General features: G+C 71.2%; 9 protein-coding genes and 1 pseudogene. 5 read left to right on the forward strand and 5 right to left on the reverse strand.

The features are described 5' to 3' along the window. Positions 1-64: 64 nt before the first annotated feature. Both AB0G14_RS29805 and AB0G14_RS29810 read right to left on the reverse strand, forming a co-directional pair. Positions 65-1,000 carry an IS3 family transposase gene (locus AB0G14_RS29805; protein ID WP_357703068.1) on the reverse strand — a complete coding sequence of 312 codons (936 nt, stop codon included), beginning with the start codon at positions 998-1,000 and terminating at the stop codon, positions 65-67. Between the two features lie 377 nt (positions 1,001-1,377). After that, positions 1,378-1,728, reverse strand: a complete 351-nt coding sequence (locus AB0G14_RS29810) for an SDR family oxidoreductase (RefSeq protein WP_357703101.1) — start codon at positions 1,726-1,728, stop codon at positions 1,378-1,380. Between AB0G14_RS29810 and AB0G14_RS29815 the strand changes: the two genes are divergently transcribed. From AB0G14_RS29815 to AB0G14_RS29825, 3 genes are all read left to right on the forward strand, one after another. Then, a complete protein-coding gene (locus tag AB0G14_RS29815) occupies positions 1,704-1,943 on the forward strand; it encodes an iron chelate uptake ABC transporter family permease subunit (protein WP_357703103.1) in 240 nt (79 codons plus the stop codon). The two genes, AB0G14_RS29810 and AB0G14_RS29815, sit on opposite strands and share 25 nt — an antisense overlap. 122 nt (positions 1,944-2,065) lie before the next feature. Further along, positions 2,066-2,791 (forward strand): ABC transporter ATP-binding protein, encoded by a 726-nt coding sequence (locus AB0G14_RS29820; protein WP_357703070.1) that lies wholly within the window; start codon positions 2,066-2,068, stop codon positions 2,789-2,791. Positions 2,792-2,832: 41 nt separating this feature from the next. Continuing rightward, complete coding sequence (locus tag AB0G14_RS29825) at positions 2,833-3,117, forward strand: hypothetical protein (protein WP_357703071.1); 285 nt, start codon at positions 2,833-2,835, stop codon at positions 3,115-3,117. 93 nt (positions 3,118-3,210) lie between these two features. Here AB0G14_RS29825 and AB0G14_RS29830 read toward each other — a convergent pair. Further along, positions 3,211-3,569: pseudogene (locus tag AB0G14_RS29830) on the reverse strand (hypothetical protein). Between the two features lie 111 nt (positions 3,570-3,680). On the opposite strand from AB0G14_RS29830, the gene AB0G14_RS29835 reads away from it, so the two are divergent. Together AB0G14_RS29835 and AB0G14_RS29840 are read left to right on the forward strand one after the other, a co-directional pair. Then, complete coding sequence (locus AB0G14_RS29835) at positions 3,681-5,651, forward strand: phosphopantetheine-binding protein (RefSeq protein ID WP_357703073.1); 1,971 nt, start codon at positions 3,681-3,683, stop codon at positions 5,649-5,651. After that, entirely contained in the window at positions 5,648-6,721 is a 1,074-nt protein-coding gene (locus AB0G14_RS29840) for a saccharopine dehydrogenase NADP-binding domain-containing protein (protein ID WP_357703075.1), read from the forward strand. Before AB0G14_RS29835 ends, AB0G14_RS29840 begins: the two co-directional genes overlap by 4 nt. Positions 6,722-6,739: 18 nt before the next feature. Here AB0G14_RS29840 and AB0G14_RS29845 read toward each other — a convergent pair whose 3' ends face one another. Together AB0G14_RS29845 and AB0G14_RS29850 are read right to left on the reverse strand one after the other, a co-directional pair. Further along, complete coding sequence (locus tag AB0G14_RS29845; RefSeq protein ID WP_357703077.1) at positions 6,740-9,169, reverse strand: class I SAM-dependent methyltransferase; 2,430 nt, start codon at positions 9,167-9,169, stop codon at positions 6,740-6,742. A gap of 19 nt (positions 9,170-9,188) precedes the next feature. Beyond that, positions 9,189-15,590: an SDR family NAD(P)-dependent oxidoreductase gene (locus AB0G14_RS29850; protein WP_357703079.1), complete on the reverse strand. Its 6,402-nt coding sequence runs from the start codon at positions 15,588-15,590 to the stop codon at positions 9,189-9,191. Positions 15,591-15,644 lie beyond the last annotated feature (54 nt).

A 15,644-nucleotide genomic window follows, 5' to 3' on the forward strand; every position in this document is an offset into this window, starting at 1 on the left:
TCCCGATGCTCGTTTACACCCGGGCGGCCCGGTGACCGCATCGCCGGCCTGCCCGTCACCGCCGTCACCCAGCCCGATGGCCTACCCATGCGCACACCCCTTGATCGAGGTGTTGCGACGACCACTGGAATCCGCCCTGGACTCCGTGATCCGAGTGGATCACGGTGCCGGTGGGCTGGCGGTTGCTGATGGCCATGCTCAGGGCGTTGGTCACCAGCGTGGCCGTCTGCGTGGCGTCGATGGACCAGCCGACGACTTTGCGGGAGAAGGTGTCCAGCACGACCGCGCAGTACACCTTGCCCTCCCGGGTCGGGTGCTCGGTGATGTCGGTGACCCACAACTGGTTCGGCGACGATCGGGTGAAGTCGCGGTTGACCAGATCGCTCGCGGTTGGGGTCTGGTGCTTCGGCCGCGGGTGCCGGCTACCGGGCAGCCCGCGGATGCCGGCGCGGCGCATCAGCATCTCCACCGCGTGATAGCCCACGACGAGTCCACGGCCCAGCCGTAGTTCGGCATGCACGCGGCGGGAACCGTACGTCCCCCTGGAGGCCAGATGCACCGCGCGGATCTGGTCGGTCAACCACGCGTGACGCAGCGCCCGCGGCGATGGCGGCCGGTTACGCCAGGCGTAGTACCCGGACGCCGAGACCTCGAGCACACGGCAGCAGACCTCGACGGGTAGCCCCTCAGCGGCCATCCGTTGGATGGCCGCGTACCGGTCTTTTGGGGGCACCACCTCCTTGAGTAGTTCAGCCGCACGGCGATGCACGGCCAACTCGGTCTCCAGCTCGGCGATACGCCGCCGAGCGGCGACCAAGTCCGCCTGGTCAGCGGAGCTCACGCCCGGCATCTGACCGGTGTCGATCAGCTCCTGACGGCGCCAGTTGTAAATCGTCTGATCACTGATCTCCAGGTCACGGACCAGCTCCGCTACCGATCGGCCAGCCTTGAGCAGATCGAGGACCTTACGACGAAACTCGGGTGGATATCTCCTCGGCACGTCTCTCCTCAACGAGTGACGAGCCTGACGAGTCAACCAACCTGACTCCACCGAACCCGGGGAACATCAAACCCTCCGCGTTATCGGGGGAACCCCAGGCGCTGGAAGCCGTGACCCGCTGGGAACGGGAGATCACGGGCAGCCAGATTGAGGTATGGCGGACCACGTCCGGCAGCGAACTGGAGGCTGATGACAGGCTGTTGCATCCGTTCAATAGGTTCCCTCGGCATTCGTGGTCAAAGCGTTGGCGATAGCTGCGAGGGACGAATCAAGCAGCTTCCGTCCCTCGCCGATGCTGCGCCGGACATCGTCGTCGAGACGTCTGCCCCCTCGCTGTCGACCATCAGGGCTCATCGCGTCGGCGGACATCGGCCAGTTCACGCTCCGCCGAGGCTGCCGCCGCCGTCAACGCGCAGCGTCTGGCCGGTGATGTAGCCGGCCTCGTCCGACAGCAGGAACGCGATCGCGGCGGCGATCTCCTCCGGGCGGCCGAACCGGCCCACCCGCGACGCGGCGCGGTACCGGGCGACGCTTTCCGAGCCTTCGGGGTTGTGCTGCCAGAACAGCTTGGTCTCCGTCGGCCCGGGAGCGACCGAGTTGACGGTGATCCCGCCGGGCCGAGTTCGTTCGCCCAGGCCCGGGAGCAGAACTCCAGGGCGGCCTTCGCCGCCCCGTACGCCGTGCGGTCCATCTGGTCGCGGCGATCGGGGCGATCGGGTTCGTCGGATTGACGGTGCCGCACGCGGTACGGTTCATGATCGGTTCCGGGCACCGCACGCTGCTACCCGCCTGCGCGGTCACCGGCGCGACCTTCCTGATCTGGGCGGACACCGCGGCGCGGACCGTGTTCTCGCCGCAGGAACTGCCGGTGGGTGTGCTCACCGCAGTGCTCGGCGTGCCGGTGTTCGCCCTGGTCATGCTGCGCCGGACGGCTACGCCGTGACCGGCTGGGAGCCCACCGGCGGCGGGCGGGCAACCCGAGACGGCCGGGACGGCCGCGGGCACGTCACGGGCCCGCGTCCGGCTCTGCTGCGCGCGGACCAGATCGGATGGGGCGTAGCCGGCGTGCGGATTCTGGCCGAGGTGGCGCTCACCGCCGAACCGGGTGCCACGGTCGGACTGCTCGGGCCGAACGGCTCAGGCAAGTCGAGCCTGCTGCGGCTGCTGGCCGGGCTGGCGCGACCCGACTCCGGGCTGGTGCTCCTCGACGACGTCGCGTTGAGCACGCTGTCTCGGCGCGCACTGTCCCGGCGGATCGCGGTGGTCACCCAGCAGGCGGTCACCGACGTGGAGATGTCCGCCCTGGAGGTGGTCCTGTTGGGCCGAATCCCGTACCGCCCACGTCTCGCCGGTGTCGCCGCTGCCGATGTGGCCCTGGCCCGGCACGCGCTCGCCGAGGCCGGTCTGGCCGGGTTCGAGCAGCGGCGCTGGTCCACCCTGTCAGGTGGGGAGCGGCAGCGAGTGGACCTGGCGCGCGCCCTGGTTCAGGAGCCGGACCTGCTGCTGCTCGACGAGCCGACGAACCACCTGGACATCCGGCACCAGCTGGACCTGTTGCAGTTCCTCTCGGAGTCGGCGACCACCGTCGTGGTGACCCTGCACGATCTCAACCTGGCCGCACAGTACTGCGACCGGCTGGTGCTGTTGCACGCCGGCCGAGTGGTCGCGGCGGGTGCGCCCGCCGAAGTGCTCACCGCAGACCGGATCGCGCAGGCATACCGGGTACGGGCGGACGTCGACACGGCGGCTGACGGCCGGCCACGGGTCCGCTACCGCCGGCCCGGCTCCTGATCCGTCTCAGGCTGTCGTAGGTGGCTACAAGGATCGTCGCCGTGACTGGTTGGATCTACAACGATCGCCCTGAAGGCGTGCGGTTCCTGGCCGAGCGGATCGCGGATCCGGGCCGTGGGGAGATTGAGAACGAGATCTGGGACTGGGTCGTGCGTGGCGAGGACGACGCCGACGAGTTCGTGGATTCCCTTGACGAGGACGAGCAGCGCCACGGCGCCACCGACGAGGAGCTCAAGGCGGCGTACGACAAGGCGTTGGCCGCTCGGCGGGCGCAGCAGCGTGGGTGGGGTGAGGTGCGGAGCAACCTCGCCCCGCGCCTTCCTTGATCTCCTCCTTAGCGCTGAACAGGACGCGACCCCAGTGCACCCGCGGGACGGCGACCTCCAGTTCCCGCAGACGCGCCCGTTCGGCGGGGCCTGTCACCGACTCCTCGACGTCGCCAGGCAGCGAGGCGTGCGGTTCGGCGTCGATACCGAGTCCCGCCAGGTCGGTCCGTGGGGCCACCGCAGCCGCTGGTAGCCGGAGCAGTGCGTGATGCTACCCACGATGCCGGGCGGCCAGAGCGGCTCACGGCACGGCCCCGATGTGAGCGGTGCGGCCGCATGCCCCAGTTGTTCCAGGCCTGCCGGGCACAGCGGCGGGCTGTCACGAACTCCCGTCGCCGACTGTCGAGCGCACCGGCGATCAGGTCCTCCTCGCCGGGGAACGGCTCTTCGCCCAGGATGTCCTCGAACTGTTCCACCACCGCCACTGATACCGGGACCAGGGACGTGATCACCGACCACCGTCCACATCATCCACGCTATCGAAAATGACATTCATATCGGTGTACGCTACGTCCTGTCTCCGTGCCCGCCCAATACGCACCCGACCCACGAGGAGCCTCTCGATGTCACTCGGCACCTTCGCCCCCCAGGGCGATCCCGTCCCGACCCTCACCGAAATCTGGTCGGAACTGCTCGGCGTGCCCTCGCGCACCATCGAGCCCGAGGTGTCGTTCCTGCGTCTGGGCGGAGACTCGGTCCTGGCGGTCCGCATGGCCGCACTCATCCGCAAACGCCTGGGCGTGGTGCTCGCGCTGGCCGACGTGGGCGCCGAGTCGACGGTGTCGGAGCTGGCCGGGCTCGTACGCAGAAGGTCAGCCGGCGGCACCGCGGCCCGGGCGTTGCCGGTCGACCTGCGGCGGCGTGCCGACAAGGCGAGCCCGTTCGCGCTACTTCCCCTGCAACAGGGATACTTCGTCGGCCAGCAGGGCGGCTGGGAGCTGTCGTACGAGTCCGCGCACTTCTACAGCGATGTCGCGTTGCGGAACATGGACAGCGACGAGGCCGCTGAAGCCCTCGCCGACGCCCTGCGGCGCCTCGCAGAGCACCAGCCGATGCTGCGGGCCCGGGTCACCTCCGACGGCATGCAGCACATCCTGCCGCTCGACGCCCCCGCGGCCGTCCCCGAGCCGCAGGTGTACGACCTGCGCAACGCATCGATAGAGACAGCGTCCGAGAGTCTGGCCCGGCTGCGCGCGGAAATGATCGCGAACGGGCCCGACCCGACCCACAGTCCCGGACTCGACGTCCGGCTGACACTGCTGCCCGACGGCAGGGGCCGGCTCCACACGAACATGAGCCTGCTGTTGTTCGACGGATGGTCCGCCACGCTGCTCAACCGGGAACTGCTCGAACTGAGCGCCGACTGGAACGCCGTGCCCGCCCCGCTGGACATGGACTTCGACGACTACGTCGCGTCGGTGCAGGCCCTCCCCCAGAGTGATGCCTGGGCCGGCGACCGCGACTGGTGGTGGTCGCGCCTGGACACCCTGCCGCAGCCCCCGGCGCTGCCGCTGGCAGCCGACCCCCGGGAGGTCCGTGCCACGACGATGGCCAACCGGGAGCAGTACCTGTCGCCCGGCCGCTGGGCCGCGCTGCGCGACCGGTGCGCCGCGCACGACGTCACCCCGTCGACCGCGATGTTCACCGCCTTCGCGATCACCATCGCCCGGTGGGCCGGCCACCACCGCCTCCTGCTGAACTCCCTGCAGCTCAACCGGCTGCCACTGCATCCCGACGTGCATCGCGTCTTCGGGGCCTTCGCCTCGACCATGCTGCTGCCCACCGAACTCGCACCCGGCTCGACGTTCACGCAACTGGTCACCCAGGCACAACGGCGGTTCACCGAGTATTCCGGGCACGCACTGGTGACCGGTGTCGAGGTGTCCCGGGAGCTCGGCCGGCGGCGCGGCACCCATCGGCCGGTCGCCCCGGTGGTGTTCCAGAGCACGCTCGGCATGGACGCTGCCATGGGCGCTCAGCAGCCCGACGCCGCCGGGCCGTTGGGCGAGCTGGGCATGGACGACTTCTTCCATCAGCTGCGTACCCCCCAGGTGGCGCTGGAAGCCCGGTTCTACGAGCTACGGGGATCGCTGGCCATCGTGTTCTCGCTGGTGGAAGAGCTGTTCGACGCCGCGCAGGTGGACGCCGCCTACGCCGAACTGGTGGCGCTGGTCGGCAGCCTCGCCGACGGCGAGGGCTGGGACCGGCCGGTCGACCTACCCACGGAGCCGGACAGCGACCGGACCGGCCTGCGGCTGGGGCAGTACGCCGACGACCGTCCCGGTGCCGCCGGCGGCCCGCCCGCGACCGAACTCGAGCAGACGATCGCCATGCTGTGGGAAGAACTGCTGGACACGCCGGTGCTCGACCGCGGCGCCAGCTTCTTCGATCTCGGCGGCGACTCCCTGCTCGCCGTACGGGCCCTGGCCCGGCTGGCCAAGGAGGCGGAAGTCACCGTGCCGGTGCGCGACTTCCTCGCCGACCCCACGGTGGCCGGGCTGGCCGCGGTTAGCCGCGCGGGTGCCGTGCGATGACGGGCTCCGTCGGCGTGCTCGGTGGTGCCGGCACGGTCGGCCGGACCGCCGTCGAACGGCTGCGTGGCTTCGGGCTCCCCGTCCGGGTCGGTGGGCGTGATCTCGACCGGGCCGGCGAGGTCGCCGAGGCGAATGGATCGACTGCTGTGCGCGTCGACCTGTTCGATGACGCCTCGCTCGAGGCGTTCTGCGCGGGCTGCTCGGTGGTGCTCAACTGTGCCGGGCCGTCGTACCGGATTCTCGACCGGGTCGCTCGGGCTGCCCTGTCAGCAGGTGCGGGCTACGTGGACGCGGCGGGTGACTTGGTGGCGGTGGAGGCTCTCGCCCAGGATCCACCGGCCGGTCTTTCGCAGCACGCGGCTGTCTTCTCCGCCGGGCTGATGCCCGGCCTCTCCGGGCTCCTGCCACGGCTGCTGCTGGACGGCAGCCCGGTGGCCCGCCTCGACGTGTATGTCGGCGGGTCGGTGGAGATCAGCGCGGCTTCCGCGGTGGACGCGCTGCTGACCCGGGGGCCGAAGTTCGGGCACGCGCTGGCGGTGTGGCGCGACGGACAGGTGGCGCAGCACAGCCTGGCGCCGCTGCGTTCCGTCACGCTGCCCGGCTTCCACGGGCGGGTGCACGCCGTACCGTTCCTGTCCACCGAGATGATCGGTCTGGCGTCGGCGGCCGGGCTCCCCGAACTGCGCAACTACACCGTGTACGCGACGGACAACCTGCCGCGGGCCTTCGCGACCGCGTGGGCCGACGACGACGAGTCGCCGGAGGCGCACGCGGCCGCGATCGTGCAGGCGGCGCGGCGCGATGTCGAGGACCACGGACGTCACTACGCGGTTTTGGCGTACGCCCGTCCGCCGGCCGGGTCCGGCCTGGTGCCTCGTCGGGTGCTGCTGAGGACACCGGACTCGTACCCGCTCAGCGGGGTGGTGGCGGCCATCGCGGCACGCGAGGTGGCCGCCGGTGCCGTCGCACCCGGCGCGCACTATGCCTCCGAGGCATTGAACCCCCAAACGGTCGCCAGAGAGTTGGCGGGCGACCCCTGGGTCAGCGAGCTGGCCCTGCCCTCTCGCTGACTGGCGCGCAGGTCGTACTCAGGTGGTGGCGGCGAAGAGCTGGACGCCGACCGGATGCAACGGATGGTCCGGGCCGGGAACGGAGACGATCTGGCTGAAGCCGGCGTCGTCCAGCTCGGCCCGCCACTGCGTCTCGTCGAGGAAGATCTGGCCGGTTCCCGCCCGCCTGTCCCGGTCACCCGGCCGCTGCCCGCCCGGCCGGGCCGACATCAGGAACTGCATGGACGTCAGGATCTGGTGCATCTCGCGCGTGGTCTCCACGAACAGGAGCACACCACCGGGCTGCAGCAGGCGCCGGAAACCGCGCAGGGTTGCGGCGATGTCGACGGCGTTGTGCAGCACGTTGGCGGCGAGCACGACATCGAGTGTGCCCTCGCCGACGTCCTGCGCGAGGATGTCCGTGTTGATGTCGAACCGCCCGTACCGTAGGCCGGCGCGGTCGGCGAACCGGCGCCGGGCGTCGGTGAGGAAGAACGCCGAGACATCGGTGAACAGGTAGTCCAGGGGAGTCTCGCGCAGCGCGTCGAGGACGTCCACGGTGGTACCGCCGACCCCGGCCCCCACTTCCAGAACCCGTAGCGGCCGGTCGGCGGGACGCCATTGCGCTGCCCAGCGCAACGCTTCGGCCGTGGCGGCGTTGACGTAACGGTTGACGGCGTTGTCCCGGTAGGCGCCTTCGGCGGTGCCGGTCTCGCCGTCTGCGAACAGCAGCGCCTGCAGGCTGACCTCGTCACGCAACAGTGCGGGGAGGTACTGCACCGCGGTCTGGAAGAACCGGGTGAGTTCGGGCGGGTAGTGCAGGCCCCGGCGAGCGTCGTCGATGCCGTCGACGGCCGCGACCAGAGCCGTCCGTCCCGGTGCACGCAGATCGTGGTAGCGGTGACCGTCGGTGCTGAGCATGCCGGCATCAACGAGAACCGCGAGCCAGCGGCGCATGATCCATTGATGTCTCGGCGCGATGGCCAGCGCGGCCGCGATCTTCTCCTCGTCGTCGCCGGACGGTCCGGTGCACAGGTCCGCGCCGGCAAGGGTGTCGGCCATGGCCAGCCGGGCGATGCGGTCGAGTTCCTGGAGAAAGACCGGCAGACGCTCGGCGTCGTGCGGGTCGACCGCACGGGCGGCAGCGGCCGCGATGCGATCGGCCGGAACGCCACGGTCGACGGTGAGCCGCAGTCCCCGCGTATCGGCGCCCGCCTGCCGGAGCATCGCCCGCGTGGCCTCGCCGACGCGGCGGCGTACGAAGGCGGTGAACGGCTCATGGGCGCGGCCGGGCGCGGAAGCGACCGAGGTGAAGGCAGCGGCCGCGGGAGCGACGAGCGCGAGAGCGGCAGGATCGGACTGGTCCAGCACCACCGCGACGTCGGCTCCGGCCAGAGCGGTGCGCAGCTGGTGAGCGGTGACGGCGTCGGCGGCGTTCACAAGCAGCCGGTTGGGGATGCCGCCGATGCGGATCGGCCGGCCCTCGGCGATCATCGCGCGGGCATCGTCCATTCCGGCCCAGTTATGGGCGGCGGGCGGGACGCAGGCGTCGGCCGCTTCGACGTGGAGGACCGCGTCGAAGCGGTAGCGGGTCAACTCGGTGTCGGCGGTCATGGTCTTCGGGTAGGCGGCGATGCGCACGTCGCGGCCGCTGCCCATCGCGGCGCGGGCGAGTACGGCGGGGTCGAAGTTGAGTTCGTCGTCGCGGTCGGCTCGGGCTCGGGCACGCTCGGTGATCACGGAGTCGGTCGCCTCCGGGTCGGCGGCGCGTTCCAGCCAGCGGCAGTAGGCGTCCAGCAGACCGGCGTGCCGGTTGTCGCCCACGATCACCACGCCGCCGGGTGCGACGAGCCGGACCGCGTCCTGCACCACCCGGCTGAGATAGGCGACATCGGGGAAGCACTGCGTGACGGAGTTGACGAGGACGCAGTCCGGTCCGGCGGTGGGGACACCGGCCCGGTCGAGGGCCCGCCGCACCTGCTCGGAACTCGACTCGTGTGCGCCGGCGCTGACGAAGACCTGCCCCGGCCTGGCCCGCTGCTCGTGCCGGCGCACCATGTCCTCAGCGACGTCGGTGCCGACATAGCCGGCCAGGTGCGGGTACAGCCGGTCGGCGAGCAGCCCGGTTCCGCAGCCCAGCTCCAGGACGTGCCGTGGCCGCGTGGCGAGCACCAGTTCGACGGTGCGCTCGACCCATTCGGTCATGTGCGCGACGGGCAGCGGCTCCCCGGTGTCGGAGGCGCGCCATCCCGCCAGGGTGTCACCGTTGCCCGCTCCCGCCGCGTACGTGTAGTCGTACACCTCGGCCCAGTGATCCAGGTATTCGCGTACCAGCGGCCCCAGGCCGGGCCGGACCGCGGTGGCTTCGGGCCGCAGCCGGATCTGCAAGCCGGTGCCGTCGTGGGCTGCGGCGGCGATCCACGGGTGGGCGTGCAGCCGGTCCAGGGCGGCGGTCATCTCCGGGGACACGTACGGCTCCGTTCGGTGGTCATGACAGGTGGCGGGCGAGGGCGGTGTTGAGTACGCGTGCGACAGCGGTGAGTGCCGGCTCGCGCATCAGGGAGTAGTGGTCGGCGTCGATACCGATCACCTCGGGAGGCATGGCGAGACTGGTGGACCAGCCCAGGTCGGTCAACCCGGGTGGGGTGTCGTCGACGCCCATGCCGATGCCCGAGTTGCGGGTGGCCCTGCGATCGGCTCTGACCAGCAGGGTGTGGGTCCGCTCGTCGCCGTGGAAGCCCGGCCGGTGCTGGGCGAGACTATGCAGGTGCCGGCCGAAGACCGCGACACGGGAACGGGGATCCTCACGGGTGCCGAGGAGCCGGTGCTGCCGGAGCCGGTCCGTCGCCTCCTGCCAGCGTTGCTCGGCCGGTACGCTCAGGAAGGCGTTCAACGCGTCGGTCGTACCCATGCCGAGGTCGATGTCGAGGTAAGCCTCCAGCGCTCCCAGGTGCCGGGCGAGCACTAGAGCCTCCGCCGTCTCGGGCTCGCCGGGGACCGCCGTGATGTAGGTGGGGTCGTTGGAGTCCAGCATCACCAGCAGCGCGACATGCTGGCCCTGGCTGTGCAGGGTCCGGGCCATCTCCTGGCCCAGGCTGCCGCCCATCGACCAGCCGCCGAGCAGGTACGGGCCGTCGGGCTGGACGGAACGCAGGACATCGACGTAGAGGCGCGCCAGAGCGGGCAGCTCGGTGGGCGCCTCGCCGCCGGACAGGCCAGGATCGGTCAGGCCGACGACGGTGACCCGCTCGTCGAGCCGCTGGCCGAGGTCGGCGTAGCAGGTCACGTCGCCGCCGGAGGGATGGACGAGGAACAGCGTCGGACCGGATCCGGTTCCGGCACGCAAGGTGATCGCCACGTCCTCGACCGGCAGCGCCGGGGTGGCGCTTACGGCCTCGCTGCGCCAGGCTGCCGGGTCCGTCAGGCTGCGCAGCCGGCTCAGGTAACGGTCGAACATGCGGTCGACCTCGGCCGGCGGCAGCACCGGCTCCAGCGCATCCCACTGGACCAGTAGCTGACCGTGATGCTCCAGAACCTGATGGTCGAGCACGGTCTGGGGGGTCTGGCTCAGGGCGGACACCTGCCGGCCCGCCCACTCCAGGTCACGGTCGCCGCCGATGACGTCGTCCAGTCCGAGCGCACTGGTGAACACGACCGGTACGGAGGTGAGCGCACCGGTCTGCGCGGACTTCTCCGCCAGCAGGTCGAGGGCGGAGAAGAGCCGATGGTCCAGATCGGTGAACAGTCGGCGGTGCACTCGGCCGGCGTGTTCGGCGAAGCTGCCGGCTGCACGCCGGTCCACCTCGTGCAGCAGCAGCGAGGTGAAGTCACCGACCACGCTGTCCATCGCCGGATGCAGCGGCGGGCGGTCGAACAGAGTCAGCGTGACGGCGAAGTGTTCCTCGCCGCTCCACTGGGCGAGCAGTTCGCCGTACGCGGTGAGAAGGGCGGCTGTCGGGGTGACGCCGTTGGCGGCGGCGTTACGGCGGAAGGCGGCCCACTGCTGCGCGTCGAGCCGGCCCGTATGCCGCTCGAACCGGCCGCCGGTCTCGATACCGGAGACCGGCAAAGTGGGTGCGCCGGGCAGGCCGGGCAGCCGGTCGCGCCAATAGCCGGCAGCCCGCGTCCACTCGGGGGTGTCGCGGCGTGCCGCCAGAGCTCGCACGCAACCGGCAAAGGTGATCGGCACCTCCGGCAGGGCCTGATCGGGATTCGCGTAGTAGTGACGCAGGTCCCGGTCGATGATCCAGTAGCTGCCGGCGTCGCAGACGAGGACGTCGATGCCGAGGAATAGACGAACGCCACCGCCCGGCAGCCGGGCCGCGCGGATCTGGACCAGCGGCCACCGATCGGACGGACCGGGTCGGCGGAAGACCTGCTCGCGCAGGGCGGCGAGCCGTTCGGCGCGTTTCTGCTCACCGGCCTGGGTCAGATCCACCGGGCGGATGCGGTAGGAGGGCACCTGTTCCAGTTGCCGCAGCCGACCCTGCCCGGTCGTGATGGTGCGCAGCATCGCGTGCCGGGCGATGACGAGGTTCCACGCCTGCTCGTAGCGGTCGAGATCGAGGTCCGGGCAGTCGTACTCCAGCGCGAAGTGACAGGCGGTGTCGCCGAAGCGGTAACCCCCGGTGCGGCCCGTCCAGTAGGCGTGCTGCACACGGGTCATGGCGAAGGTGCCGTCCGGGTCCGGTCCACCGGTCACCGTCGTGGCCGGATCCCGCTCTGCAGCCGGTTGCGCGCTGCCGATCGTCCCGGCCAGACCGGCGACAGTCGGACGGGCGAGCAGGTCCCGCAAGCTCAGCCGGACCCGGTACCGTTCTCCCAGGTCGGCGAGCATACGGGTGGCCAGCAGCGAGTGTCCGCCCAGAGCGAAGAAGTCGCTGTCGCCGTCGGTGACCGAGGCGCCGAACAGGTCGGACCAGGCTGCCGCCACGACCGCTTCGACGCCGGTGAGGTCACTGGTGACGTCGTCGTGCCGGTGTGCGGTCGTCCGGTCCGCGGCACGCATCCGGGTGCGCAGGTCGGTAGTGGAGACCGCCACGACCGGCGGCACGGTGCCGGCCGTCGCGGCGCTCAGGATCGCGTCGAGGGCGTGCATGCCGGTGGCGGCGTCGAGCGCGAAGGTCAGGTTGACCTCGCGTTCACTGCCCAGCGGCCCCACCTTCCAGGCGTCCCAGACCACGCTGACCCAGCGGGTGTCACCGATGGGCGGCTGTTGCGCGAGGGCGTCGAGGAAGCCGTTCGAGGCACAGTAGGGCCCGGTGCCGATGCCTCCGACGAGCGTGCCGGCCGACGACATGAGCACGACATGGCGGGGACGCTGCTGCGGCGGCAGGTCCTCGATCGCGGCCCGCAGGGCCAGTGCTCCCCGGGCTTTCGCCCGGAGGTGGCCGTCCACGTGTTCGGGGCCGATGCGGCGCATCGGTGCCAATTCTTCGGTGGCCACCACGCCCGCGGCATGCACCACGAGGTCGAGGGTGGACTGCGAGCTCACGTCGGCCAGCAGCGCGCCGGTTGCGCCGGGGTCGGTGGCGTCGAGCACCTGCACGGACACGTCGTGCCCGTACTGGACGAGGTGGTGCACCGCGTCCTTGCGGTCGCCGGAACGGGAGGTGATCACGACCCTCATTCCCTGCCCGGCCAGGTGTGCTGCGATGGTGACGCCGACGTCGCCGAGGCCGCCGATGATCAGCGCGGTCGTGCCGGGTCGCGCGGCCGGGGCGGAGGAGGGTGCGGGCCAGGATGCCAGGCCGCTCACCCACCGCTGGGAGTTACGGACGGCGGTCTGGATTCCGGTGGATCCACCTCGCAGGTCGGCGAGTTCGGCGATCACCGCCGGCGCGTGGGTCCGCAGGTCGGTGACGTCGACGGTGCGCCACGACAGTCCGGGCGTTTCCTGGGCGAGGACCCGGGGCAGGGACCGTACCGCCGCGGCGCCGGGCGCGGGCACGTCCGGGCTCTCGACGCGGCATCCGTTCACCGTCACCTGGAGCAGGAAAGCGGGTGGCGGATCGAGCGCGGCGACCCGGCCGTACCGTAGGATTTCCTCACGGGTCTGCTCGGGTGTCCGGGCGTCACCGGTGACGATCACCACGCCGTCGACCGCTTTGGCCGGATCGTCGAGGCCGACGACTTCGGCGTCGCGGGCACGTAGCGCCGCGCCGATGACATCTCCGGGGTCACCGGTCACCAGCCAGCGCCCGCCCAGACTCGGTACGGCGGGCAGCGGCGGCTCCTGCCGCCAGAGCGGTACCTGGAGAAGCTCGCTGGTCTGTGGCTCCGTCGTCTGCGGCTCGGGGTCGATCCACAGGCGGCGTCGCTGGAAGGCGTACCCGGGTGCGGCGACCCGCCGCCGCCCCGGCCGGTGCATGGCGGTGAAGTCGACGAGCACGCCGTGGCTCCACAGTTCGCCGGCGGCCAGGCGTGCCGACGCCAGGTCGGACAGTTCGCCGTCCGACGGGTACGTGGTGACGGTGGCCTTCAGGTGCGCAAGGCCGTGGCTGCGGGCGGCAGCGACAAGGGCCGCCCCGGGGCCGACCTGGATCACCACGGTCGGCGTCGGCTCCGCCGTCGCGGCGGTGAGCGCGGCGGAGAAACGCACCGGCTCACGCAACTGGCGGACCCAGTGCTCCGGATCGGCGAAGTCGTCGCCGACCATCGTGCCGGTCAAGGAGCTGACGGTGGGCACGATGGGCCGCCCGGCGCGCACCGACCGCGCGGCCGCCCGCATGTCCGGCAGCGCCGGGTCGATCAGCCGCGAATGCGCGGCGGACCTCAGTGGTAGCCGGGCCGGCGCGATCCCCCTGCGGCCGAGAACGGCGACCAGATCCTCCGCAGCGCCGGCCGGCCCGGAGACCACGCAGGATTGTGGAGCATTCACTGCGGCTAGGTCGAGATCGGGGTGTTCGCGCAGCAGAGCTGTCACATCGGATTCGGACAGTGGGACGGACAGCATCGCTCCGCCGCCCGCGGCTCCGGCCAGCGCGCGGGATCGCACCGCGACGAGGGTCACGGCGTCGGGCAACGTCAGTGCCCCGGAGGCGACTGCGGCAGCGTACTCGCCGAGGCTGTGGCCGAGCAGGACGTCCGGGTGGATGCCCCAGGATTCGAGCAGCCGGGCGGTGGCGACCGAGACGGTGAACAGGGCGGGCAGCCCCACGACGGCCGACTCGGCCGTCGTCTCGTCACCTCCGGTGATCAACGTGGTGACGTCGGTGCCGAGGTGGTCGCGGAACAGTTTCGCGCACTCCTGCACGCACGAGGCGAACACCGGCTCGTCGGCGTACAACTGCGCGGCCATGCCCGCGTACTGGCTGCCGCCGCCAGGGAAGAGGAACACGAGGCGGGGCGCGCCGTCGGTGCGCACCGCAGCGGTACGCCGCGGCGTGATTCCGGGGCCCGCGACGACCGCCTGCCGGTACGGGTGGTACTTGCGACCGTGTTGCAGGGTGTGCGCGATGTCGGGCAGATCTGCCGACGGCACCTCGCGTGCGGTGGCGTCGAGGGCGGCCGGTTCGTACGCCGAGTAGAGCAGGATCTGGGGCCGGTCGTCCGGCGAGGTGGCCGTCCGGTCGGGCGCTGGGCCAAGCACGACGTGCGCGTTGGTGCCGCCGATGCCGAACGAGCTGACACCCGCGTAGGGCGGGGCATCCCACGGTCGGGTGCGGGTGACCACCGCGAACGGTGAGCCGTCCAGCCCGAGCTGGTCGTTGATCGGATCGGCGTGCAGCGAGGCGGGCAGTGTCCGGTGATGCAACGCGAGCACCGTCTTGATGAACGACGCGATACCGGCGGCCGCGTTGGCGTGACCGATGTTGCTCTTGACAGAGCCGAGCCCGCACCATGCCGTGGTCCGGATGCCGTCGTGGCCGAATGCCTTGCGCAGGGCGGCGACCTCGATCGGATCGCCCAGGCGGGTGCCGGTGCCGTGGGCCTCGACGTATCCGACCTGCGACGGTTCGATGCCCGCGACGGCAAGGGCTTCCGCGATCACCCGGGCCTGCCCGCGCAGCGACGGGGCGGTGAAGCCGACCTTGTCGGCGCCGTCGTTGTTGACCGCGCTGCCGTGCAGAACCGCGAGGACGGGATCACCGTCGGCGAGCGCGTCGTCGAGTCGGCGCAGCACCACCGCACCCACACCCTGGCTGTAGACGATGCCGGTGCCGTCGGCGGAGAAGGGCCGGACCCGCCCGTCGACGGCGAAGATGCCTTCCGGCACATACCGGTAGCCGTGACCCTGCGGGACGATCAGCGAAGCGCCGCCCGCGACGGCCATGTCGCATTCGCCGGCCAGCAGGGACTGGGCGGCCACGTGGACGGCGACCAGCGAGGTGGAGCAGGTCGTGGTGATGTTCATCGCCGGCCCGGTCAGGCCCAGCCGGTAGGCCGTCTGCAGAGGTAGGTAGTCGGCCTGGGTGGCGATGGCGGTCTGCAGGCTGCCGAGGGGATCGGGCCCGTCGCCGGTCGGATCCCAGCGACCGGCGAGGTTGGCCGTGAGATAGGCACTCTGGGCCGTTCCTGCGAAGACACCGACCGCCTCGATGCCGGCGCCGCCGCCGTGCCCGCTGCGTTCTAGCGCCTCCCAGGCGGTCTCGAGGAAGAGCCGGTGCTGCGGGTCGGTGAGGGCCGCTTCGGCATCGGTGAGCCCGAAGGGGGACGGATCGAACAGTTCCTGGCCGTCGATGATCCCGCCGACCGGCACATAGTCCTTGCGCCGACGCATGCCCAGAGGCACGCCTCGGTCGGCGAGTTCCTCGTCGGGGAACCGGGTGAGGCCTTCGCGCGCGTCCCGCAGCAGCTCCCAGAAGCGGTCGGCGTTCGGTGCACCGGGGAAGCGCCCGGCGACGGCGGTCACCGCAAGGGCGGGGTGGGACGGCGAAGGGGGCGTCATCGCGCTCCTCGATGGTTGGCCGGAAGGGGCTCATCCGTTATACATGAGAATGAC

The sequence above is a fragment of the Micromonospora sp. NPDC023814 genome (genome assembly GCF_040639595.1).
GTDB lineage: Bacteria > Actinomycetota > Actinomycetes > Mycobacteriales > Micromonosporaceae > Micromonospora.

What these genes read in the sequence shown, in the direction of transcription:
- AB0G14_RS29835 (WP_357703073.1), top strand. Translation starts at nt 3,681, where the DNA reads ATGTCACTCGGCACCTTCGCCCCCCAGGGCGATCCCGTCCCGACCCTC.
- AB0G14_RS29840 (WP_357703075.1), top strand. Translation starts at nt 5,648, where the DNA reads ATGACGGGCTCCGTCGGCGTGCTCGGTGGTGCCGGCACGGTCGGCCGG.
- AB0G14_RS29850 (WP_357703079.1), bottom strand. Translation starts at nt 15,590, where the DNA reads ATGACGCCCCCTTCGCCGTCCCACCCCGCCCTTGCGGTGACCGCCGTC.